The organism is Mycobacterium sp. NGS15 (genome assembly GCF_059813245.1).
This window is the reverse complement of sequence record NZ_JCALEF010000005.1, coordinates 464,498-484,859: the sequence shown is the minus strand read 5'-3', so window position 1 is coordinate 484,859 and position 20,362 is coordinate 464,498. Positions and strand designations below refer to the sequence as shown.

Sequence of the window (20,362 nt, the reverse complement as noted above, 5' to 3'; positions counted from 1 at the left end):
GTGCCAACCCGGTGACAGTCATCGGGCTGGAATCGAAGGACACACCATGACCGCAACACTCGACACAGAAGTGACCGCGCCGCCGCCCCTGGACGGTGAGGTGGCCGATCGACGCAGCAAGTTCCGCAAGCTCACCGCCGAGAGCAGCAAGGACCCGTACGCAGAACGGGCGTTCCTCGCATCGAAGCTGGCTGTGCTGCAATCACATCCGAAGCTCTCGGCGGCCACCCGCCGCGAGGGTGAGGCAACGCTGGCCGAGGCCGCGGGGGTGGCGGACATCGCTGAACTCGCCGCCGGGATAACCCCGCCTCCGGGCGGAGTCGGCTACGGCATGTTCTACACGAACAGCTTTCGCACTCGCTTCGCGCGCGGCACCTCGTTCTACTACGAGATCGTCTGCCCACACCAGCCCGGCGGGAACGTGGCCGACTACCTGTATCTGACCGCCACCAACCGGGCACAAAAAGGTGTCGAGGCGTTCGTGTCCTACCACGCGCAGGACATCGCCCGATTCAAGGTGTTCGACTGGGCGCGCTCGGATCACTGGCAGACCGATATCCCGTTCGCGAATCTGACGTCGTACCTGCGCAGCACTTCATCACACGGGTGGGGCCTGCAGACACTGCTCGTGTGGAATCAATCGTTCGAAATCGCACCGAACCGGTGGCGCAACGAGGTGCTGCTCCACAACCGTGCGGCGAACCGTTGGGATCTCGTGTACCGCTTCGACTATCAATCCTCCACCGCCGAACAGACCTCCGGCTGGGTCGGCAGCTGGGGCCCGATCGTCGAGACATTCCAGAACAGCTACACCAACACGCGTTGGCTTGGATTTCTCAACACGATGCTGGTGGGCCGCGATGCGGCGGGCAACTGGGGACCATGGGCGCTGTTGCGTGCGGCCGACTCGACCATACGCAATGACGGACATGGATTCTCGCCACTGTTCCTGGACCCGAATTACTCTTTCGTGGTGAAGAGTTGACCGAGCGAGGAGCAGCCGATCATGAGTGATGACGGATCGCCTCCCCCTCCCGGTAACGGCCCCATCGCCGACCGGCGGCAGGAGTTCGAAGAACTCAGCCGCCGACACCGGGAGGGAGCGGATGACCGCGCGTTCATCGAGCACAAGATCGAGATCGTCGCGAGCGATCCAGATCTGACCGCCGAGGAGAAGGCCGCCGCGATCGCGGAACTGCGGCGCACGTTGGAATGACGGCGTGACACCCACGGCGCGGACCCACCGGCAAGAGCAACCTGTCGGTGGGTCCGGCCATACTGGGCAGCGTGAGCACCGTGGGCCACTGCTTCTTCGACACCGCCATCGGCACCTGCGCCATCGCGTGGAGCGACAACGGCATCGTCGCATTGCAGCTGCCCGAACATGACGATGCTGCCACCCTGGCCGGGATCCGGCGTCCCGCGGCAAGCGAAGTGGCGCCGCCGCCCTTCGTGGCCGAGGCGATCGACGGCCTGAAGCGCGTCCTGGCCGGCGAGAACGACGATCTGCAGTGGGTTCGGCTGGATCTGGACGGCGTCACCGATTTCGATCGCGAGGTATACGCGGCAACCAGGGCCATCGGTCCCGGCACGACCCGCAGCTACGGTGAGGTGGCGGCAGCCGTCGGTGCGCCGGGCGCCGCGCAGGCTATCGGACAGTCGTTGGGCCGCAATCCGATTCCACTCCTCGTCCCCTGCCACCGGGTGCTGGCCGCCGATCACAGCCTGCATGGCTTCTCCGCCTACGGCGGCGTCGTCACCAAGCGCGAACTACTCAGACTCGAACACACCCCCGGTTTCGACGACCCCACACTGTTCTGACGCGAAAGACACATCGCGGGTCTACGCTCTAGCGCATCAAGATCCGGCCAACGCATCGGGAGACCTCATGACCGGTTTGTATGTAGCTGCCCTTCTCATCGGAATCGTCGCGGGTCTGCGCGCGATGACTCCGCTTGCCGTGTTGAGCTGGGCAGCATTCGCCAAATGTCTTCTGGTGGAGGGTACCTGGGCGTCATTCTTGGCCAGTCTGGTCGTGGCCATCATCGCGACGGTGCTGGCCGTGGGCGAGATCGTCAACGACAAACTGCCCAAGACTCCGAGCCGCAAGGCGCCGCCCGCGTTCGCGGCGCGCGTAGTACTCGGCGCCTTCTACGGAGCGGTGTTCGGCACCCTGGCGGGCGGCACCTACCCCGGACTTCTCATCGGCCTTCTGCTCGGTGCGGTCGGTGCGGTGATCGGCACGCTCGGCGGGGCATGGGCCCGCGGCAAGCTGGCCGGGGTCTTCGGTAAGGATCTGCCCGCCGCGCTGACGGAGGATGCGGTCACCGTCGCCGCGGCTCTTGCGATCACCCTGGTGCTCGCCACGTGAGCACGCATTTTGACGCCGTCGTCGTGGGCGCCGGCCAGGCGGGCCCCTCCCTGGCCGCCCGGCTCCGTGGCGCGGGGATGACGGTGGCCATCGTGGAGCGACATCTGTTCGGCGGTACCTGCGTCAACACCGGATGCCGCCCCACCAAGGCGCTGGTCGCCAGCGCACATGCTGCCCACATGGCGGGCGACGCGGCCCGGTGGGGAGTAGTCGTCGACGGCCCGGTGAGCATGGACATGGCCCGCGTACGGGAACGCAAGGATTCGGTGATCCTCCCGTCGCGCAACGGTGGCGAAAAATGGCTCAAGGACCTTGGCTGCACGATCTACCACGAGCACGCACGCTTCATCACTCCCACCCAGCTCGCGGTGGGTGACGACATCATCTCCGCCGAAAGAATCTTCCTGAACGTCGGCGGCCGGGCAGTGGTTCCGGATTGGCCCGGTGCCGACGAGGTTCCGCTGCTCACCAACAGCTCACTCATCGAGTACGACGGAGTCCCCGAACATCTCATCGTCATCGGTGGCAGTTATGTCGGATTGGAATTCGCGCAGATCTACCGCCGGTTCGGCAGCAGGGTGACGGTGGTGCATCGCGGCCCGCGGCTCGTCGAACGCGAAGACCCTGAGGCCTCAGCCATCATTCAGAAAGTCCTGGAACGTGAGGGAATCTCCTTTCGCCTCAACGCCTCCTGTATCAGCCTGTCCCGCGGAGACGACGGCGTCGGAGTTGGCGTCGATTGCATCCGGGGTGCCCCAGAGGTCACCGGCTCTCACGTACTCGTCGCGGTGGGGCGCCGACCGAACACCGACGACTTGGGCCTGGCGAATGCAGGCGTGACCACCGACGACCGCGGGTACATCACGGTGGACGATCAGCTGCGCACCAATGTGCCGGGCATCTGGGCCTTGGGCGACTGCAACGGTCGCGGGGCCTTCACCCATACCTCGTACAACGACTTCGAGATCGTCGCCGCGAACCTGCTCGATGACGATCCACGACGAGTCACCGACAGGCTGCCCTGCTACGCCCTATACACAGATCCGCCGCTGGGCCGGGTCGGCATGACCGAGACGCAGGCGCGCGCCTCGGGACGCTCCGTACTCGTCGGCCGCAAACCGATGAGCCAGGTGGGCCGCGCCATCGAAAAAGGCGAAACCGACGGCTACATACAGATTTTGGTCGATGCCGACACCGATCTCATTCTGGGCGCGACCATCCTCGGGGTGGGCGGCGACGAAGTCGTGCACTGCCTGCTCGACACCATGCAGTACGGCGTTCCCGCGCGACAGCTTCAGCGCACCATGCACATTCACCCCACGGTGGCGGAGTTCTTGCCCACCGTCCTCGGCGAGCTCCAGCCACTCGTTTGACCTCAAGTGCGCGTGAGCTCCTAGCATCCGGGTATGAAGATTCACGATGTGCGGATCACTGCTACCGACGTATCCGGCGCTGCGCGCTTCTACTCCGAAACTCTTGAATTACCAGTACAACTCGATCACGAGCGGGCGACGGTCTATATTGGGGACAGCACGCTCACGATGGTTTCGGGCCCCGCGTATCACGGCGCGCATCACATTGCGTTCACCATTCCCGCGGGAAGCCTGAGCGCGGCCAAGGCGTGGCTGTCGCAGCGCGTCACCCTGCAGACCGATGACCAATGGCACGACGAATTCGGCTGCGCGCCCCATTGGCAGGCCCGCAGCATCTACTTCACCGGTCCCGACAATGCTGTCCTCGAGCTCATCGAACGCAACATCCTCGATAACCGGATCGACCACCCCTTCGGTGCCGGCGACATCCGTTCTCTCAGCGAGGTCGGTGTGGGGGTGTCCGACGTGCCGGAAACCCAAAGGCTCCTGTGCGACACGCTGGGCGTACTCCCCTTCGGTGAACCCGCGCCAGGGTTCGGCCCGATGGGTGACCACGACGGCCTGTTCATCCTGGTGCCCTCCGACGTCACGTGGCGCCCGGAGAATCGGATCGCACCACCTGCCGCGCCCACTGTGGTGACGGCCGATGTACCCGCCGCACGGGAGATCGGCGAGTACTGCCTGATTCAACCGCTAGGAGCGTGAGTCGCGCCAGGCCAGCGGCGCATCGAGCACCGACAGGTCGTAATCGTTGTCGGCATCGATCCCCACGGTGAACAATCTCGCACCCACGTCGGCATAGGCGTCTGCTTCAGCCGCCGTCAACCCTCGTTCGGGATCCAGCCCCCAGCTGGTCGAGCGCTCGATCTCGTTGTGATCGCGGCCGATTCGTTCGGTCTCGGCGATGAGGATGTCGTTCTTGCGCCGGTAGGTGTCGATATCGGCGAACGCATGCCAAATATGGGCGTGCCGGGCCACCAGTGGAATGGTGCGCTTCTCTCCCCCGCCACCGATCAGGATCGGTATCGGGCGCACGGGCGCGGGTAGCAGCTGACCCAGCCGGTTCTCGATCCGGAGCAGGCTCTCCTCGAACAGGTCGAATCGCGAACCTGCCGTACCGAACTCATATCCGTATGTGGTGTAGTCCCTTTCATACCAGCCGGCACCCACGCCGAGAATCAGCCGGCCATCGCTGATGTGATCGACGGTCCGGGCCATATCGGCCAGCAGATCGGGGTTGCGATAGCCCACGCCGGTGACAAGAAGCCCGATCTCCGCACGCGAGGTGACCTCAGCCCACGATCCCAGCGCGGTCCAGCCCTCGAAATTGTTGACATCGGGTTGCACCTCATCGAGCACCACTCCCTGACTGCTGAGGGTGCCGGCGGGCCAATGGAAGTGGTCATAGCCGAAGATGACATCCACTCCTTTGTCCTCGGCGCGCAGCACGGCGTCGCGCCACTGCTTGTAGTTCTGCGCCTTGGCGGGCCGCAGCTGAATTCCGATGCGAATGCGTCCTGTCACATCGCAGTCCAATTATTCGATCGCCGCACGTATTCCCGCCGCCTACGCTGCCCGCCATGGAACGGGTGAATATTTCGTCGCACGGTGAATGGGAAGCCGCGGTCGGCTACTCCCGCGCGGTGCGGGCCGGCGGTCACGTCGCCGTCGCCGGAACCACGGCGGCACGCCAGGGCCAGTCACCCGTCGGCGGGGATGACATCGCCGAACAGACCCGCGAGGCACTGCGCCGCATCGAGTCGGTGCTTAGCCAGGCGGGTGCCTCGTTGCGCGATGTCATACCAACCCGCATCTTTGTCACAGATATCGGGCGGTGGCGCGAGGTCGGTTTGGCCCACGGCGAGTTTTTTGGCGGCATCCGCCTGGCAGCCACGATGGTCGAGGTCTCGGCACTGATCGATCCGGCGCCGCTGGTGGAGATCGAGGCCGAGGCCATCGTGGAGTAAATTGGTCAGACCACTAGACCTCCTACCAATCGTGGTGCTACCGTCGCGGCATGGCACTGCAGCCGATCGCCCGTCAGTCGATACCCGATGAGATATTCAGTCAGCTCGCAGCGCAGGTTCTGACCGGTGACCGCACTCCCGGCGACACCCTGCCCAGTGAGCGAGCCCTTGCCGAGGCCCTCGGGGTGTCTCGCACCGCGGTCCGCGAAGCATTGGGCCGCATGGAGCGTTCGGGCCTGATTCACATCCGCCAGGGCGGGTCGACGGTGATCCGGGACTATCGCAGCAACGCCGGTTTCGACGTACTGCCGTTACTGCTTGCCTATGGCGGCGATGTGGACCGCCGCACCCTGTCCAGCGTCATCGAAGCTCGTGCCATCATCGGCCCGCAGGTGGCCCGATTGGCCGCGCAGCGGGCAGGACAGAACCCGGGTGTTGCCGACCGCCTGCACGCCATGACGACCGAGCTGGAGTCGGAAAACGATCCCTTACAACGGATGTGGCAGGCACTCGAGTTCTGGGAACTGGTCATCGACACCGCCGACTCGATTGCCTTCCGCCTGGTCTTCAACACCATGCGCGACTCATATGTCCGGGCCCTGGACGTGCTCGTCAATGTCATGGCCGCTGAGGTCGGAGACATCGGCCACTACCGGGCACTCGCCGACGCCATTGCCGCGCTAGATCCCGACGCGGCACAAGAGGCGGCCGCCGCGATGCTGGCCTTGGGCACCGAGGCCTTCGACAAACTCCTGCGCGAAATGGGGGGCCAGAAATGACCCGCACCACCCGCAAGGGGATGACGCTGCGCGATGCCCTTGCCGAATTCATCAAGCACCCCACCCCATGGATGCTTCTGGCATGGTCTGCCACACTACTAGGAGCTCGAATCACGTTGGGCGGCTGGACAATCGACGATGCCATCACGCCCATTGCACTCGTGGTCATCTCCCCTTTCGCCGAATGGCTGATCCATGTCGGGATCCTGCATTGGCGCCCGCGCTCGGTGGGGCCGGTGAAACTCGACTCGCGCCTGGCCCGCGACCACCGTCTGCATCATCAGGATCCGCGGGATATCCCGCTGGTGTTCATCCCGTGGCCAAGCCTGGTCGTGGTGATCACCGGATTGACCCTGGCCGCGCTGTTCGCATTCCCGCGCACCGGACTTGGGCTCACGTTCGCGCTCACCGTGGCGTTGTTCCTGATGTTCTACGAGTGGACGCACTACCTCGTCCATACCGATTACAAACCGCGTCACGCGATCTATCGGGCGGTCTGGCGAAACCACCGGTACCACCATTTCAAGAATGAGAACTACTGGTTCACCGTCACCAGCTCGGGGACCGCCGACCGCCTATTAGGAACGTACCCGGATCCACAACAGGTGCGGTCGTCGCCTACGGTGCGAAATCTGCACGCTCCCAGCATAACCGGCTAACTTCCGCCGCCACAGCTTCCGCCACCGCAGCTGCTGCCCCCGCCACAACCGCTCGAGCCGCTGCCGCAGCCGCTATGGCCACTGCCGGAGTCGCTGCTGCCGCCGCCACAGCCGCTACCCGAGTAGCCGGTATATCCGCTACTCGAGGAACCATCCCCGCTGCGTGGCCGGCTTCCGGAACTGGCTGACACGACAAAAATGGCTACGCCGATCAGCGTGACTATCACCGCCACGATGACGATGATGGCGACGGTCACGCGTCAGCCCGCTCCGGCCGTAATGCGAAGTACCGCAACTTCTTTCCAAATGCGATTTGAAGCTCCCGACGGCCACCGCGACGCACCAGGGCGATACGACGAAGCCCCTCGGCGACCTCACGATCCATCATCCAGTCGCGCAGATGTGGGAGCTCATAGGCGTACTCGCGGAATTCCTTGGCGTCGCATAGTACGCAGCACCGCATCGCGTGCACCCGCGCGTACCGCTCGAACTCGTGCTCCCAGTTGGGCATCTCCGCGAGCCACGGCACCGCCTTGGCCATGTCGAAGCGTCGCTTGATCCGCAGCTGCGCACCCGCGGTCAGCGCCGTGTATTCGTCGAATCCCGACGGGGCATTACCGGCAAGCAGGTCCGAGAGCACCGACAGCTGACGGCGCCGCAGCATCTCGCGGTTGTCAAGCATGCACAACACCCGCCTTGATCGCCTGCCGCACCACCGAAAGATCGGCGCTCACACTAGCTTCGTCGATCGACCCGTCACGCTCGATGAGCACACCCAGGGCGCGGCCGGCGGTGAGCACCACGAGCTCGGTCAGCAGATCGGCCACCGGATCGATGATGGTGTCGGAATGGGTATCCCAGTACAGATCCCCCTCGAACCGGCCACCCGCGATGTGCACGTATGCGACGCGCTCAACGGGGAAACGGCGCAGTAGCGCGACAGGGTCGGTCCCCGAGGCCACCGCAGTCGCGTAAAGGTTCGCGACATCGAGCACCAGCCAGCAGCCGGTGCGCCGGGCAAGCTCACGCAGGTAGTCGGGCTCGCTGAGTTCGTTTTCGGGCCACTGCAGGGTGGTGGCCACGTTCTCCAGCGCCAACGGCACCCCGAGATCATCCTGAACGCGAGACACGTTGTCCACCAGGACATCCAGGGCCAATGTGGTGCGCGGAGGAGCTACCAGGTGACCCGCCTCGAGCACACCGCTGTGCCGCCCGTTCTCAAAGCCGGCCCGCACAAACGCCACATGCTCGCTGACCATCGGAGCGTTCAGCTCCGCGGCCAGAGCGGCCAGGTGCTTCACGCGCTTGGCGTCGGGCAGATCGGCCCCGGCGAGGCCCAGAGACACGCCGTGCGGCACGACAACGGTGCCCGACTCACGAAGGCGCATCAGTTCGGCGGGCAGCTGTCCGGGGCGAAAATTCTCAGCGACGATCTCGGTGAAGGCGAGGCTGAGGGTGTCGTCGGTGACGGCACCCTGGTTGAACATGGCAGCAAGCTCGGGACGCCATGAGGCACCGACTACGGGCTCGTCGGCCAACACGGTCGTAAGCGGGTGATTTGAAGAGGCCACCGCGGTTACCCCCTTATCTCAAGACCGACGAGTTAAGCCAGTCTAGCTACCACGTTGATAGCTTAGGAAGTGCTAGGTGCCAGCGGCTTAAAATAGCCGTCCGGTCCCGGCCGGAAACTCGCCGCAGAAGTAACTGCGGCAATCGGCAGCGGTCCGTACAAGTGAGGAAACAGCATCGATTCAGGGTCGCTGGGCACACCTGGTTCCCAACGTACCGGAGAGTCGAGCAGATTCGAGGCAACAGACAATACGACCAGATCACACCGCCCGCGATACAAGCGGTTGGCCGGAAGGTGAACCTGGTACGGCGCAGAAAGGTGAATGAATCCCGTTTCTTCCAGTGACGTGGGCCGATGTTCCCCCTGTTCGCGTGCCAACGCCCACTCCTCGACGGAACAGATGTGAACGAGTTCGGCTTCGCCCGGCACCATCGACTGCATCACACCAGTATCTGATCCTCTTCACCCAAGCTGCACGTGTGGGGTCTCATCGGCCGCCCTCAGCCCTGTAACGCCCCGGACGTGAGCCGCGACACACCGGACACACATGGGGAACAACCGAAACCCCCCAAACGTCTGACAAAGTACATACATAGGCGCCGAGCGGTTCACCGGACCGCAAAGCTCAGGAGAGATACGGAGGAGCCATGTACGCAACTCTGACCAGTCCAGAGCTGACGAAGGCTGACCGCTGCGATCGTTGCGGAGCGGCTGCCCGGGTCCGCGCCACACTCCCGTCCGGAGCCGAGCTGCTTTTTTGCCAGCATCATGCCAATGAGCACTCCGAGAAGCTCAGCGCCATGTCGGCCGTGCTGTACATCAGCTCCTCCGTCGAGGATTAGTCACCGCGGTTTCACCCCCGGTAACGACCGCTGACCATCCCATCAGGAATGCTGGTGTGGCCATGAGTGAGAAGCCACGCCATGTTTCGACAGGTCGAGACGTCTTGCACGTGATGCGTCGTACCGCTGTAAAGAGTTGGGACGACTCGATTTTCGCGCAGTCGGCCCAAGCCGCTTTTTGGCAGGTGCTATCGCTACCACCTCTGCTATTGGGCATCCTGGGGAGCTTGACGTTCGTCGGGCCGCTGTTCGGACCGGACACGCTGCCCGAGATCCAAGAGCGACTCCTGCGGGTGGCCAACAGCGTTTTCAGCAAGAGCGTGGTCGCCGAGATCATCGAACCCACGATCATCGACATCATGCGTGACGGGCGTGGCGAGGTGGTGTCCATCGGATTCGTCATCTCGCTGTGGGCGGGCTCCTCGGCGATATCGAGCTTCGTGGACTCCATCGTCGAGGCACACGATCAGACACCGCTGCGGCACCCCGTTCGTCAGCGGTTCTTTGCGCTGGGCCTATACGTCGCCGCGCTGGCGATGGCGGTGGTGACATTGCCGGTGATCGCCCTCGGACCCAAGCGGATCGCCGAGGTAGTACCCGACTCGTGGAACGCGCTGTTGCGGTACGGCTACTTCCCTCTGCTGGGTATCGCGCTGGTCGCCCTGGTGACGCTGCTGTACCGGGTAGCTCTACCCAAACCGCTGCCGTCACACCGTTTGTTGATCGGCGCGCTGCTGGCGGTGACGTTCTTTGTGATCGCCAGTCTGGGGTTGCGGTTCTACCTGAACTGGATCACGCGGACCGGATACACCTACGGCGCGTTGGCCACCCCCATCGCGTTCCTGCTGTTCGCGTTCATGCTCGGCTTCGCGATCGTGCTGGGAGCCGAACTGAACGCCGCCATCGAGGAACACTGGCCCGCCGGGGCGACGCACGCCCGTCAGCTGCGGGAATGGCTGAGCCCACAAAACGGTCAGAACGGTGCCGACAACGGCTCTGACGAGGCCACTCCCGACAGGACAGCCGAGGGCCGCTAGTCGCCCTTCTTCATCATTTCGTAGATGCGCTTGCAGTCCGGGCACACCGGAGAGCCGGGCTTGGCGGACCGGGTAACAGGGAAAACCTCACCGCAGAGGGCGACCACATGGTTTCCCATGACGGCGCTCTCCACGATCTTGTCCTTCTTGACGTAGTGAAAGACCTTCGGCGTATCACTGTCTGTGCTCTCGTCGACGGTGGTGTCCGGACGCTCGATCGTCTGCGTGTCCATCCCTACATTGTGACATTGTGGAGATATGAGAAAAGAGCTGTCGTTCGATGACGACGGCCACCCCATACTCATCACGGCGGCCGCGGTCTCGGTCGAAGAACAGCACCGCGCCCGGGTACGCCGCTATTTGACGCTGATGGCGTTCCGGTTTCCGGCGCTTCTGGGCGCCGCCTGGGCCTACAGCGTGTGGCACAACGGGTGGATCTCGCTGGCGATCTTGGCAGCATCGATCCCTCTGCCCTGGATGGCGGTGCTCATCGCTAACGATCGCCCTGCCCGCAAGGCCGAGGAGCCACGCCGGTACGGACCCCAGGAACATCGTCACTCGCTGTTTCCCACGGCTGAGCGCAGAGCGATTGATCCCACTCCTCCGCCGCTACCGCCCACCCCGCCGGAAGGGTCAGCTGGCCCGTCTTAGGGACAGCTATGTCAATTCTCAGGACATTCTCAGCTGCCGACGGCGAATCCGCAGGTCAGTGACCGCGTCGTTTGGGAACCTCAGGAACTTTCTGGGCCAACCAAGCGTTGCAACACATGAGACTTACGGATCAACTAGGAGGCAGCGATGGCAAACGCCACCACCCGTCCGGCTCGTACCATCGAGTCCGAGGATCTGGACGCCCAGAGTCCAGCCGCGGACCTTGTGCGGGTGTATTTGAACGGCATCGGCAAGACTGCGCTGCTGACCGCGGAGGACGAAGTCGAGCTCGCCAAACGGATCGAGGCGGGGCTGTACGCCCAACATCTTCTGAACACCAAGAAACGCCTCGGTGAGGCCCGCAAGAAGGACCTGGCCGCCATCGCGCGCGAAGGCAGCGCGGCACGCAGCCACCTGCTGGAGGCCAACCTGCGCCTGGTCGTCTCCCTCGCCAAGCGCTACACCGGTCGCGGTATGCCGCTGCTCGACCTCATTCAGGAGGGCAACTTGGGCTTGATCCGCGCGATGGAGAAGTTCGACTACGCCAAGGGATTCAAGTTCTCGACCTACGCCACCTGGTGGATTCGCCAAGCCATTACCCGCGGCATGGCCGATCAGAGCCGCACCATCCGCCTTCCCGTGCACTTGGTGGAGCAGGTGAACAAGCTGGCCCGTATCAAGCGCGAACTGCACCAGCGGCTCGGCCGTGAGGCCAGCGACGAAGAACTGTCGGAGGAGTCCGGCATTCCCGTGGAGAAGATCGGAGATCTGCTGGACCACAGCCGGGATCCGGTGAGCCTGGACATGCCGGTCGGCACCGACGAGGAAGCACCTCTGGGTGACTTCATCGAGGATACCGAGGCCATGTCCGCGGAGAATGCCGTCATCGCCGAGCTGTTGCACTCGGACGTGCGCAGCGTGCTGTCCACTCTCGACGAGCGTGAGCAGCAGGTCATCCGGCTCCGGTATGGACTTGATGACGGACAGGCCCGCACACTGGATCAGATCGGCAAGCTATTCGGACTGTCTCGCGAACGGGTGCGTCAGATCGAGCGCGAGGTCATGACGAAACTGCGCCACGGCGACCGCGCGGAGCGCCTGCGTTCGTACGCGAGCTAGTTGACCTACTACCCTGCCCTCGGGGCGCTGCGTTCCGGAAGCGCAGCGCCCCGATTTGCGTTGTAGGTCGGTAGACTGAGCACGACCGTAAGGGGCGAGTAGTGAACGATCTTGTCGATACGACAGAAATGTATCTGCGGACGATCTACGACCTTGAAGAAGAGGGCGTGGTGCCGCTGCGTGCCCGTATCGCCGAACGGCTTGAGCAGAGCGGCCCGACCGTCAGCCAGACGGTGGCGCGGATGGAGCGCGACGGCCTGCTGAACGTCGCCGGAGATCGCCACCTTGAACTCACCGATAAGGGCCGCGCCCTCGCGGTCTCGGTAATGCGCAAGCACCGGCTCGCCGAGTGCCTGTTGGTCGACATCATCGGACTGCCGTGGGAGGACGTACACGCCGAGGCGTGCCGCTGGGAGCACGTCATGAGCGAGGACGTCGAGCGTCGGCTGCTCACAGTGCTCAACAACCCCACCACCTCACCGTTCGGCAACCCCATTCCCGGCCTGTCCGAGCTGGGTGTCGCCAACGACCGGTCCGAGAGCGCCAGCGCGGTGCGGCTCACCGAGATCGCCGGTGGCTCACAGGTTGCCGTGGTGGTGCGCCGTCTGGCCGAGCACGTCCAGGCCGATACCGATCTGCTGACGCGTCTCAAGGACGCCGGCATCGTGCCGAATGCCCGCGTCACCGTGGAGTCCTCCCCCGAGGGCGTCATCATCGTCATTCCCGGTCACGAAAGTGTCGAGTTGCCGCATGAGATGGCCCATGCCGTCATGGTGGAGAAGGTCTAGCACACTCGTCCCGATCGCTCGATGCTCCTGGGCGGAAGGCTGATTTCCAACTCATGAGCGAGCCGGAAACCGGTATCGGCAAGGGTACGAATCTCATCGGGGCGCATGCCGGCGCGCAACGCGGACATCAGCAGCTGCCCCAGGCGATGATCCGGCTCGACCGTGAGCGCGGCCTCCAGCGACACACCCGCCAGCGGACCGTCGCCCCGCACATAAGCGCTAAAGCCAAACAACACCAACGCTTCTGCACGCCAGGGAGCAGGCAGTAGTCGGCTCAGCGCCAGCCACAGCCGTTCCGCATCATCGGCCAGCGCGCCGACAGCCAAGGCACACACCGTGTCTCGAACGCGTACGACCGTCAGAGAGCGAGCGATGGCAAGCAACTCGCGGTTCGAGAGCGGACGCAATTCCGCCATCCGGCACGCCGCCCGCATCACTCGATTCACGGCGCGCCGGTCGGCCGTGGCATTGTCGGCCCGCCCCTGAGAGGGGCGCCGCAAGGAGGCAGCCAGCGCGCAGGTGCGGCGAGTGTCGGTGGGCGCGATCAGCGCCACGAGGTCCTCGCGGCGGCGATGTACGGTCCTGCCCGCCAGTACCGCGGCCGCGGTCAGCGGCGAGCACTCCGGATCATCTACGGGCCCGCCGGCACCGCATCCGTCATAGCAGCGCCACCATCCTTCCAGGCCGACCCGGTCCACGGTATGGCCGGCGATCAACGAAATACCTTGATGCTCAAGATGTTTAGCCAGCCGGCGAATGATGTCGCCGGAATCCCGCTCGTCCATGTCCGCGCTGATGACCACCGCGATCGCCGCCTCGGCCGGCCCGGGACTCAACACCTCGGCCAGTACCTCGAGCGCCGCGTTATCAGCGTCGTCCAGGTCGTCCAGATCCCGGCGCAGTATCGCCTCGACCAGCCCATTGGCGAGCGTGACGACGACGAGGGAGTCTTCGGGAATGAACCCCAGCATCGCCGGTAGTGCGGCGATCAGAGCCGAGGGCCGGTTCAATCGAAAGTCGGGGCGACCAGGGGTCCCGGGAATCAGCGATGTCATGCCCGCACCGTGACAGCGAGGACCGTCACCGCACCGACGGCGACCTCGCATTGTGAACGTGCGGCCGGGGATCTGTGGATACCGCCGCAATTGTGGACAAGATGCCCATGTCCGCCGACGGAAACAGGCCCGGTCATTACAGATCGGGTACTATTAACACGTCGGTAATCTTGCCGACCCTCAGGGCAGACCACTCGCTGGACGTTGGGTTTACCGCCCCGCCTCGATCCCGTCGCCTTCTCTGAGACTTCTCAGAGGATCTTATGTCTTCACTCGCAAGCGATACCCCCTTTCTCGATGCGTCCGAACGGAGCGCAGGGGTCCTTCTGGCAGCTCCCTTCCCGATGCCTACTGGTTCCACCGCGGTCGTCTACTGCGAGGGCCAGTTCGGCGAGCAGGACGGGAAGACCGCCAACGGCCTGGTCAGGCACTCGGAGAAGTACGAGATCCTCAGCGTCATCGATAGCGTCCGGGCCGGAGTAGATGCCGGGAAATTCCTCGACGACGCCGCGAACGGCATCCCGGTGCTGGCATCGCTCGCCGAGTCCATCGCGCATGCCGGCCGTGTGCCCGACTATCTGATCTGTGGGCTGGCGCCTGCCGACGGCCTGCTGTCGAACGAGCAGCGGCTCGTTCTGCTCGACGGCATCGCCCGCGGGATGCACATCATCAACGGTCTGCACGAGTTCCTCAACGACGACGCCGAGTTCGTGGCGGCCGCCGTGATCGCCGGCGTCACCATCACCGATGTCCGCCAACCGAAGGCCAAGCGCGACCTGCATCTGTTCTCCGGCCGGATCTTTAACGTCACCTGCCCCAGGATCGCGATCCTCGGCACGGACGGGGCGATCGGCAAGCGCACCACCGCCACCTTGCTGGTCCAGGCGCTGAACGCACGCGGCATCAACGCGGTCATGGTCGGCACCGGTCAGACCACCTTGATCCAGGGCGGGAAGTACGGCGTCGCGCTGGATGCGCTGGTCCCCCAGTTCTGCTCGGGTGAGGTCGAGCACCAGGTTGTCGCCGCGTTCGAGGGTGAGGACCCCGATGTGATCGTGGTCGAGGGCCAGGGCGCGCTCAGCCACCCCGCGTACATCACCTCGGCGCACATTCTGCGTGGCAGCCAACCGGCCGGCGTGATCGTGCAGCACGCCCCGAAGCGCAGAGTCCTCGGCGACTTCCCGATGGTGGCGATGCCCACCGCGGCCAGCGAGATCGCCCTGATCGAGGCATTCGCCGACACCCGTGTCATCGGGGTCACGATCAACCACGAAGAGATGACCGACGACGAGCTGAGCAAGGCCATCGCCGAGCATCATGCGCAACTAGGCGTCCCGGTCACCGACCCCCTGACGCGCCCCGCGTCGGATCTGGTCGACATGGTGCTGACGGCCTTCCCTGCGCTCGCGGCGAAGCTCGCAGGGAAAGCCGACGCGACCACCCCGGCGTGACGCTTCGGATCGAAACCGATCTCGACAAGGTCGAGCAGAACACCCGGATCCTGGTTGACCGGCTTGCCGCGGCGGGCATCCGGGTGACCGGGATCACCAAGGCTGTGTTGGGCTCGCCGGGAATCGGTGCGGCGATGCTGCGTGGCGGCGCCCGCGGCCTCGGTGATTCCCGGGTGCCGAACCTCGTTCGGCTGAGCGGGCTCGACCGAGCACCGCTACGCACATTGATCCGCTCTCCCATGCTCAGCCAAGTCGCAGAGGTCGTTGACGTCGCCGACGTCAGTCTGAACACCGAGGCCGTGGTGCTGGCGGCGCTCGATCAGGCCGCGTCCCACCAGAAGCAGATGCATGCCGTCGTGCTCATGGTCGAGCTCGGTGACTTACGCGAGGGCATCGCACTGGACGACGCCCCCGAAGCCGTACGGGCCGTCCTCGCTCATTCCTCCCTCCGGCTCGCCGGGCTGGGCGCCAATCTCGCTTGCCAGAACGGTGTCGTGCCCGATGACCAGAACATGAGCATCCTCACCGGGCTCGCGGACGATATCGAGGCACTGCACGGGATCTCGCTCGACATCGTCTCGGGCGGCAACTCGGCCAACCTGAACTGGGCGCTACACACCCACGACGTCGGCCGGATCGATGAGCTCCGACTCGGCGAAGCCATCCTTCTCGGCGTCGATCCGCTGTACCGAACACCACTTCCCGGCCTGCACACGGATGTCTTCACCCTGACCGCCGAGGTCATCGAGGTCGCCATGAAACCGGCCCAACCCTGGGGAGACCGCGCCCAGGCGGCCTTCGGCGAGACGCCAGTCCGCACCGGCAGCGGGAGCGTGCACCAAGCAATCCTGGCGCTCGGTCGCCAGGACGTGGACCCTGATGGTCTACAACCACCTGCGGGCATCACGATCCTCGGGATGAGCAGCGATCACCTGGTAGTGAACCTCGGCGATCACCCCGCCGCGGTCGGTGACGAGATCCACTTCGGTGTCGCCTACGGCGCACTCGTGCGGGCCATGACGTCGCCCTTCGTCACCAAGATCGAGCACCTAGGCCTTTCCTCCGCACCCCAGGTACCCGTACCGATCCAGGTCTCGACCGCCCGCTAACGCCGCACAGATACAACTGCACCGGAGCCACTATCAGCGGAAGTTGTCGTGCACCTTCAGTACTGCCGCGGTGAAGGCCTGATCCAGGAGCACGGCATCGGGTTCGATGCCCTGAAAAGTCATGTAAGTGGCCTGGATTCGGATATCGGCAATCTGCGCGATGAGCGACAAGGTTGTCTGTGTGCCGCTCCCCGTCGCGGCCGGGGCCACCGTTTGATTGACCGCAACGGAATCATCGGCATTGATGGGCGGAGCAACGGCCTGAGAAGCCGTTACCGTGCTCGGGGTCTGACCCGGGCCGGTGAAGGTGAACGAGGTACAGCGCTCCAACTGGGTCTTGTACGTGGCCAGCGGCTGCGGCACGCGAAGCACCGCCACCGTGATGGTCGAACTATCGGACTCGTTGGTGCCCACCGCCACCGCCGCGTCCTGCGGCACGGCCGGAAGGGGTCCGGGTGCGCAGGTATTCGGGGCCACCGTCGCCCCGTCGGGCACACCCCGGATATCGCGGAGCGCGAGTCCGGCCGCATTCGGATCGAGCGTGGTGGCGGGGTACTGGTGCGGGAAATCCGCAGGCGCCAGTAGCAGCGGGCCCACGGGCCCCGTCGGCGCCTGAAGGGCTGTCGTGGTGGCGGTCAGCGGGGACGATGTACCACCTGATGCCTCGACGGCTGAGCCGTCGATCTCCCGCATGCACGCGGGAGCTGACGCCGCACAGCATCCAGCCACAACTATCGTCGCTACCAGCCGCGATGCCGCCACGGTCACATGCTGCCATCGGCACACCCAGGGCCCCAGGAGGCGCGCGCGAGAATCGGCGGGGACAACTGTTCATGTGGTCGTGACACGCACGGCATGCACGATTCGGTGGATCGGCGTATGAGTACAACCATGACCAACGGCCTTCGCACAAGCGGCTCATCCAGGGCCGACACGCCCAGCTATGACCTCGTCGTCATCGGCTCCGGTCCCGGCGGCCAGAAGGCCGCCATCGCGGCGGCAAAGCTGGGTAAATCGGTCGCGGTGATCGAGCGCGACAACATGCTCGGCGGTGTCTGCACCAACACCGGAACGATCCCGTCCAAGACCCTGCGCGAGGCCGTGCTGTACCTCACCGGCATGAACCAGCGCGAGCTGTACGGCGCGAGCTACCGGGTGAAGGCCAACATCACCCCGGAGGACCTACTGGCGCGCACTGAGCACGTCATCCGTAAGGAGATCGAGGTGGTGCGCGCCCAGCTGATGCGTAACCGCATCGATTTGATCACCGGCATCGGGCGGTTCGCCGATGCGCACACCGTCATCGTGGAGGAACCCTCCCGCGGCGAGCGCACCACTTTGCACGCCGATTACGTCGTGCTGGCCACCGGCACGAAACCCGCCCGTCCTTCCGGTGTGGCCTTCGACGAGCGGCGCGTCCTCGACTCGGACGGCATCCTGGACCTGCGTTTCATCCCGGGGTCGATGGTCGTGGTCGGCGCGGGCGTCATCGGAATCGAGTACGCCTCCATGTTCGCCGCCCTGGGCACCAAGGTGACCGTGGTGGAAAAACGCGACTCGATGCTCGACTTCTGTGATCCCGAAGTCGTCGAGGCCCTTCGCTTTCATCTGAGGGACTTGGCGGTGACGTTCCGCTTCGGCGAGGAGGTGACCACCGTCGACGTCAATGACTCCGGCACCATGACCACATTGGCCAGCGGCAAGCAGATCCCCGCGGATACCGTGATGTACTCCGCGGGGCGGCAGGGCCAGACCGATCAGCTGGACCTCACCCAGGCAGGGCTGGAGGCCGACAACCGTGGCCGAATCTGGGTCGACGCGAACTTTCAGACCAAGGTCGATCACATCTACGCGGTGGGCGACGTGATCGGTTTCCCGGCGTTGGCAGCGACCTCGATGGACCAGGGCCGCCTGGCCGCCTACCATGCGTTCGGCGAGCCGTCGAAGGGCATGACCGACCTGCAGCCCATCGGCATCTACTCGATTCCCGAGGTGTCCTATGTGGGCGCCACCGAGGTTGAACTCACCAAGAACGCCATCCCCTATGAGGTGGGCGTCTCGCGGTACCGCGAGCTGGCGCGCGGCCAGATCGCCGGGGATTCCTACGGCATGCTCAAGCTGCTGGTGTCCACCGAGGACCTCACGCTGCTCGGGGTACACATATTCGGCTCTGATGCCACCGACCTGGTTCATATCGGACAGGCCGTCATGGGCTGCGGCGGCACCGTCGAATACCTGGTCGATGCGGTTTTCAACTACCCGACGTTCTCCGAGGCCTACAAGGTTGCCGCACTCGACGTGATGAACAAGATTCGCGCGCTCAACCAGTTCAAGGCCTGAGAGATTTCGCGTTGAGCGAATAGCGCCCGTCCTCCTGAAGAAACCGGAATTAGCATCCCGCCTGGGCCGTTGAGACGGTTAGGTGCATTCGCCGTTTGCCTGCCGGTAAGGGACACTGGTGGGACGAGGGCGAAGGGAGGCGAACATGGCAAGCAGTAATGACGGAGAGCAGCAGCCGTACAGACCGGATCAGAGCGGCATGTACGAGTTGGAGTTCCCGGGTCCGCAGCTGGCATCCGCTGACGGCCGCGGCCCAGTTCTGGTGCACGCGTTGCAAGGCTTCTCCGACTCCGGCCACGCCGTGAAGCTGGCCGCAGCGCATCTGCGTGAGACGTTGCAGAGCGAGCTCGTTGCCTCCTTCGCCATCGACGATCTGCTCGACTACCGATCTCGCCGGCCGGTGATGACGTTCAAGAGCGATCACTTCACCGAATACGCCACCCCCGAGCTCAACCTGTACGCGCTCAAAGACACCAAGGGCACACCGTTCCTGCTGCTGGCCGGGCTTGAGCCAGATCTGAAGTGGGAACGGTTCGTCACTGCGATCAGGCTCCTTGCCGAGCAGCTGGGTGTGCGTAAAACGATTGGACTGGGTGCAATTCCGATGGCGGTTCCGCATACTCGCCCCCTCACCCTGACCGCCCATGGCAACGACCGCAAGACGCTCGATGAACATCCCGGCTGGATCGATGAGGTTCAGGTGCCGGGTAGCGCATCCAACCTGTTGGAATTCCGGCTAGCCCAGCATGGTCACGAGGTCATCGGCTTCGCCGTCCACGTGCCGCACTACCTGGCGCAGACCGACTACCCGGAGGCCTCGCAACGCCTGCTGGAAGAAGTCGCAAGGACCGGCGAGCTGGACCTTCCGTTGCAGGAGCTCACCGAGGCTGCCGCCAAGGTGCGTAACCAGATCAACGATCAGGTGGACGGTAGCGAGGAAGTGACGCAGGTGGTCCATGCGCTCGAACGCCAATACGACGCCTTTGTCTCGGCGCAGGAGAACCGTTCGTTGTTGGCACGCGACGAGGAGTTGCCGAGCGGCGACGAGCTGGCCGGAGAATTCGAGAGATTCCTCGCCGAACAGGCCAAGTTCGGTGAAGACCCGCCCACGGACGGCCCGATTCTCTGACCCGGTTATGCGCTCGCCGCGCAATATTTGCCGCGACGGGTCAAAATACTCCACATGAATCCACCACCGCGGCTCCTGCGTCCGGTGCCGGATACCGAGCACGCCGACGGTGACGACACAGC

Annotated in this window: 25 protein-coding genes; 18 read left to right on the top strand and 7 right to left on the bottom strand. The window is 64.5% G+C overall.

Going from position 1 to position 20,362, the window contains the following annotated elements; genetic code table 11:
* Window positions 1–46: 46 nt before the first annotated feature.
* The 6 genes from AC5Y5C_RS16945 to AC5Y5C_RS16920 all read left to right on the top strand — a co-directional run bounded on the left by AC5Y5C_RS16945 (window position 47) and on the right by AC5Y5C_RS16920 (window position 4,449).
* A complete protein-coding gene (locus AC5Y5C_RS16945; protein WP_499974283.1) occupies window positions 47–985 on the top strand; it encodes a hypothetical protein in 939 nt (312 codons plus the stop codon).
* A 21-nt stretch (window positions 986–1,006) separates the two neighbouring features.
* Window positions 1,007–1,216 (top strand): hypothetical protein, encoded by a 210-nt coding sequence (locus AC5Y5C_RS16940; RefSeq protein WP_499974280.1) that lies wholly within the window; start codon window positions 1,007–1,009, stop codon window positions 1,214–1,216.
* A gap of 47 nt (window positions 1,217–1,263) precedes the next feature.
* Window positions 1,264–1,821, top strand: a complete 558-nt coding sequence (locus AC5Y5C_RS16935; RefSeq protein ID WP_499974278.1) for a methylated-DNA--[protein]-cysteine S-methyltransferase — start codon at window positions 1,264–1,266, stop codon at window positions 1,819–1,821.
* Between the two features lie 67 nt (window positions 1,822–1,888).
* Window positions 1,889–2,371: a DUF4126 domain-containing protein gene (locus AC5Y5C_RS16930; RefSeq protein WP_499974277.1), complete on the top strand. Its 483-nt coding sequence runs from the start codon at window positions 1,889–1,891 to the stop codon at window positions 2,369–2,371.
* On the top strand, window positions 2,368–3,744 hold the full coding sequence (locus AC5Y5C_RS16925) for an FAD-containing oxidoreductase (protein WP_499974272.1): 1,377 nt from the start codon (window positions 2,368–2,370) through the stop codon (window positions 3,742–3,744). Before AC5Y5C_RS16930 ends, AC5Y5C_RS16925 begins: the two co-directional genes overlap by 4 nt.
* 33 nt (window positions 3,745–3,777) lie before the next feature.
* A complete protein-coding gene (locus tag AC5Y5C_RS16920) occupies window positions 3,778–4,449 on the top strand; it encodes a VOC family protein (RefSeq protein WP_499974266.1) in 672 nt (223 codons plus the stop codon).
* Here AC5Y5C_RS16920 and AC5Y5C_RS16915 read toward each other — a convergent pair.
* Window positions 4,438–5,268, bottom strand: a complete 831-nt coding sequence (locus AC5Y5C_RS16915; protein ID WP_499974262.1) for an LLM class F420-dependent oxidoreductase — start codon at window positions 5,266–5,268, stop codon at window positions 4,438–4,440. The two genes, AC5Y5C_RS16920 and AC5Y5C_RS16915, sit on opposite strands and share 12 nt — an antisense overlap.
* A 56-nt stretch (window positions 5,269–5,324) precedes the next feature.
* Here AC5Y5C_RS16915 and AC5Y5C_RS16910 point away from each other — a divergent pair, with 56 nt between their 5' ends.
* Genes AC5Y5C_RS16910 through AC5Y5C_RS16900 form a run of 3 tightly spaced genes read left to right on the top strand, consistent with a single transcriptional unit; the run spans window position 5,325 to window position 7,149 of the window.
* Window positions 5,325–5,711, top strand: a complete 387-nt coding sequence (locus AC5Y5C_RS16910; RefSeq protein ID WP_499974257.1) for a RidA family protein — start codon at window positions 5,325–5,327, stop codon at window positions 5,709–5,711.
* A gap of 50 nt (window positions 5,712–5,761) precedes the next feature.
* Window positions 5,762–6,490, top strand: coding sequence for a FadR/GntR family transcriptional regulator (locus tag AC5Y5C_RS16905; RefSeq protein WP_499974254.1), 729 nt, complete (start codon window positions 5,762–5,764; stop codon window positions 6,488–6,490).
* A complete protein-coding gene (locus AC5Y5C_RS16900) occupies window positions 6,487–7,149 on the top strand; it encodes a sterol desaturase family protein (protein WP_499974250.1) in 663 nt (220 codons plus the stop codon). Before AC5Y5C_RS16905 ends, AC5Y5C_RS16900 begins: the two co-directional genes overlap by 4 nt.
* A gap of 253 nt (window positions 7,150–7,402) precedes the next feature.
* Here the strand turns inward: AC5Y5C_RS16900 and AC5Y5C_RS16895 are convergent, their stop codons facing one another.
* From AC5Y5C_RS16895 to AC5Y5C_RS16885, 3 genes are all read right to left on the bottom strand, one after another.
* Window positions 7,403–7,831: an SCO6045 C-terminal-like domain-containing protein gene (locus AC5Y5C_RS16895; protein WP_499974245.1), complete on the bottom strand. Its 429-nt coding sequence runs from the start codon at window positions 7,829–7,831 to the stop codon at window positions 7,403–7,405.
* Window positions 7,824–8,720 (bottom strand): MbnB/TglH/ChrH family RiPP precursor modification enzyme, encoded by an 897-nt coding sequence (locus AC5Y5C_RS16890; protein ID WP_499974242.1) that lies wholly within the window; start codon window positions 8,718–8,720, stop codon window positions 7,824–7,826. The genes AC5Y5C_RS16895 and AC5Y5C_RS16890 overlap by 8 nt, the downstream gene beginning before the upstream one ends.
* 62 nt (window positions 8,721–8,782) lie before the next feature.
* Window positions 8,783–9,160 (bottom strand): DUF952 domain-containing protein, encoded by a 378-nt coding sequence (locus tag AC5Y5C_RS16885; protein WP_499974240.1) that lies wholly within the window; start codon window positions 9,158–9,160, stop codon window positions 8,783–8,785.
* A gap of 206 nt (window positions 9,161–9,366) precedes the next feature.
* Between AC5Y5C_RS16885 and AC5Y5C_RS16880 the strand changes: the two genes are divergently transcribed.
* The gene (locus tag AC5Y5C_RS16880; protein ID WP_499974236.1) at window positions 9,367–9,561 is read left to right on the top strand and encodes a DUF7455 domain-containing protein; all 195 of its coding nucleotides are present in this window, start codon (window positions 9,367–9,369) and stop codon (window positions 9,559–9,561) included.
* Window positions 9,562–9,623: 62 nt separating this feature from the next.
* Window positions 9,624–10,598 (top strand): YihY/virulence factor BrkB family protein, encoded by a 975-nt coding sequence (locus AC5Y5C_RS16875; protein ID WP_499974233.1) that lies wholly within the window; start codon window positions 9,624–9,626, stop codon window positions 10,596–10,598.
* On the opposite strand, the gene AC5Y5C_RS16870 is transcribed toward AC5Y5C_RS16875, so the two are convergent.
* Window positions 10,595–10,831, bottom strand: a complete 237-nt coding sequence (locus AC5Y5C_RS16870) for a DUF3039 domain-containing protein (RefSeq protein WP_078304143.1) — start codon at window positions 10,829–10,831, stop codon at window positions 10,595–10,597. The two genes, AC5Y5C_RS16875 and AC5Y5C_RS16870, sit on opposite strands and share 4 nt — an antisense overlap.
* 25 nt (window positions 10,832–10,856) lie before the next feature.
* On the opposite strand from AC5Y5C_RS16870, the gene AC5Y5C_RS16865 reads away from it, so the two are divergent.
* From AC5Y5C_RS16865 to AC5Y5C_RS16855, 3 genes are all read left to right on the top strand, one after another.
* Window positions 10,857–11,249 carry a DUF3099 domain-containing protein gene (locus AC5Y5C_RS16865; protein ID WP_499974231.1) on the top strand — a complete coding sequence of 131 codons (393 nt, stop codon included), beginning with the start codon at window positions 10,857–10,859 and terminating at the stop codon, window positions 11,247–11,249.
* Window positions 11,250–11,396: 147 nt separating this feature from the next.
* Window positions 11,397–12,368: a sigma-70 family RNA polymerase sigma factor gene (locus tag AC5Y5C_RS16860; protein WP_499974229.1), complete on the top strand. Its 972-nt coding sequence runs from the start codon at window positions 11,397–11,399 to the stop codon at window positions 12,366–12,368.
* A gap of 101 nt (window positions 12,369–12,469) precedes the next feature.
* Complete coding sequence (locus tag AC5Y5C_RS16855) at window positions 12,470–13,156, top strand: iron-dependent transcriptional repressor DtxR (protein WP_499974228.1); 687 nt, start codon at window positions 12,470–12,472, stop codon at window positions 13,154–13,156.
* Here AC5Y5C_RS16855 and AC5Y5C_RS16850 read toward each other — a convergent pair.
* Entirely contained in the window at window positions 13,153–14,211 is a 1,059-nt protein-coding gene (locus AC5Y5C_RS16850) for a DUF4192 domain-containing protein (protein ID WP_499974227.1), read from the bottom strand. The two genes, AC5Y5C_RS16855 and AC5Y5C_RS16850, sit on opposite strands and share 4 nt — an antisense overlap.
* A 344-nt stretch (window positions 14,212–14,555) precedes the next feature.
* On the opposite strand from AC5Y5C_RS16850, the gene AC5Y5C_RS16845 reads away from it, so the two are divergent.
* Window positions 14,556–15,662 carry an N-acetyltransferase DgcN family protein gene (locus AC5Y5C_RS16845; protein WP_499974225.1) on the top strand — a complete coding sequence of 369 codons (1,107 nt, stop codon included), beginning with the start codon at window positions 14,556–14,558 and terminating at the stop codon, window positions 15,660–15,662.
* Window positions 15,659–16,771 carry an alanine/ornithine racemase family PLP-dependent enzyme gene (locus tag AC5Y5C_RS16840; protein ID WP_499974224.1) on the top strand — a complete coding sequence of 371 codons (1,113 nt, stop codon included), beginning with the start codon at window positions 15,659–15,661 and terminating at the stop codon, window positions 16,769–16,771. Before AC5Y5C_RS16845 ends, AC5Y5C_RS16840 begins: the two co-directional genes overlap by 4 nt.
* A gap of 33 nt (window positions 16,772–16,804) precedes the next feature.
* On the opposite strand, the gene AC5Y5C_RS16835 is transcribed toward AC5Y5C_RS16840, so the two are convergent.
* Window positions 16,805–17,539 (bottom strand): hypothetical protein, encoded by a 735-nt coding sequence (locus AC5Y5C_RS16835; RefSeq protein WP_499974222.1) that lies wholly within the window; start codon window positions 17,537–17,539, stop codon window positions 16,805–16,807.
* A 123-nt stretch (window positions 17,540–17,662) separates the two neighbouring features.
* Here AC5Y5C_RS16835 and sthA point away from each other — a divergent pair, with 123 nt between their 5' ends.
* Window positions 17,663–19,111 carry a Si-specific NAD(P)(+) transhydrogenase gene (sthA, locus tag AC5Y5C_RS16830; protein ID WP_499974221.1) on the top strand — a complete coding sequence of 483 codons (1,449 nt, stop codon included), beginning with the start codon at window positions 17,663–17,665 and terminating at the stop codon, window positions 19,109–19,111.
* Between the two features lie 145 nt (window positions 19,112–19,256).
* A complete protein-coding gene (locus tag AC5Y5C_RS16825; protein ID WP_499974219.1) occupies window positions 19,257–20,240 on the top strand; it encodes a proteasome assembly chaperone family protein in 984 nt (327 codons plus the stop codon).
* The last annotated feature ends 122 nt before the right edge of the window (window positions 20,241–20,362 follow it).

Coding starts and splice junctions, on each gene's coding strand:
- AC5Y5C_RS16920 (WP_499974266.1), top strand. CDS start 3,778: ATGAAGATTCACGATGTGCGGATCACTGCTACCGACGTATCCGGCGCT.
- AC5Y5C_RS16880 (WP_499974236.1), top strand. CDS start 9,367: ATGTACGCAACTCTGACCAGTCCAGAGCTGACGAAGGCTGACCGCTGC.
- AC5Y5C_RS16885 (WP_499974240.1), bottom strand. CDS start 9,160: ATGCAGTCGATGGTGCCGGGCGAAGCCGAACTCGTTCACATCTGTTCC.
- AC5Y5C_RS16900 (WP_499974250.1), top strand. CDS start 6,487: ATGACCCGCACCACCCGCAAGGGGATGACGCTGCGCGATGCCCTTGCC.
- AC5Y5C_RS16930 (WP_499974277.1), top strand. CDS start 1,889: ATGACCGGTTTGTATGTAGCTGCCCTTCTCATCGGAATCGTCGCGGGT.
- AC5Y5C_RS16850 (WP_499974227.1), bottom strand. CDS start 14,211: ATGACATCGCTGATTCCCGGGACCCCTGGTCGCCCCGACTTTCGATTG.
- AC5Y5C_RS16945 (WP_499974283.1), top strand. CDS start 47: ATGACCGCAACACTCGACACAGAAGTGACCGCGCCGCCGCCCCTGGAC.
- AC5Y5C_RS16875 (WP_499974233.1), top strand. CDS start 9,624: ATGAGTGAGAAGCCACGCCATGTTTCGACAGGTCGAGACGTCTTGCAC.
- AC5Y5C_RS16825 (WP_499974219.1), top strand. CDS start 19,257: ATGGCAAGCAGTAATGACGGAGAGCAGCAGCCGTACAGACCGGATCAG.
- AC5Y5C_RS16895 (WP_499974245.1), bottom strand. CDS start 7,831: ATGCTTGACAACCGCGAGATGCTGCGGCGCCGTCAGCTGTCGGTGCTC.
- AC5Y5C_RS16845 (WP_499974225.1), top strand. CDS start 14,556: ATGCCTACTGGTTCCACCGCGGTCGTCTACTGCGAGGGCCAGTTCGGC.
- AC5Y5C_RS16905 (WP_499974254.1), top strand. CDS start 5,762: ATGGCACTGCAGCCGATCGCCCGTCAGTCGATACCCGATGAGATATTC.
- AC5Y5C_RS16910 (WP_499974257.1), top strand. CDS start 5,325: ATGGAACGGGTGAATATTTCGTCGCACGGTGAATGGGAAGCCGCGGTC.
- AC5Y5C_RS16860 (WP_499974229.1), top strand. CDS start 11,397: ATGGCAAACGCCACCACCCGTCCGGCTCGTACCATCGAGTCCGAGGAT.
- AC5Y5C_RS16865 (WP_499974231.1), top strand. CDS start 10,857: ATGAGAAAAGAGCTGTCGTTCGATGACGACGGCCACCCCATACTCATC.
- sthA (WP_499974221.1), top strand. CDS start 17,663: ATGACCAACGGCCTTCGCACAAGCGGCTCATCCAGGGCCGACACGCCC.
- AC5Y5C_RS16870 (WP_078304143.1), bottom strand. CDS start 10,831: ATGGACACGCAGACGATCGAGCGTCCGGACACCACCGTCGACGAGAGC.
- AC5Y5C_RS16940 (WP_499974280.1), top strand. CDS start 1,007: ATGAGTGATGACGGATCGCCTCCCCCTCCCGGTAACGGCCCCATCGCC.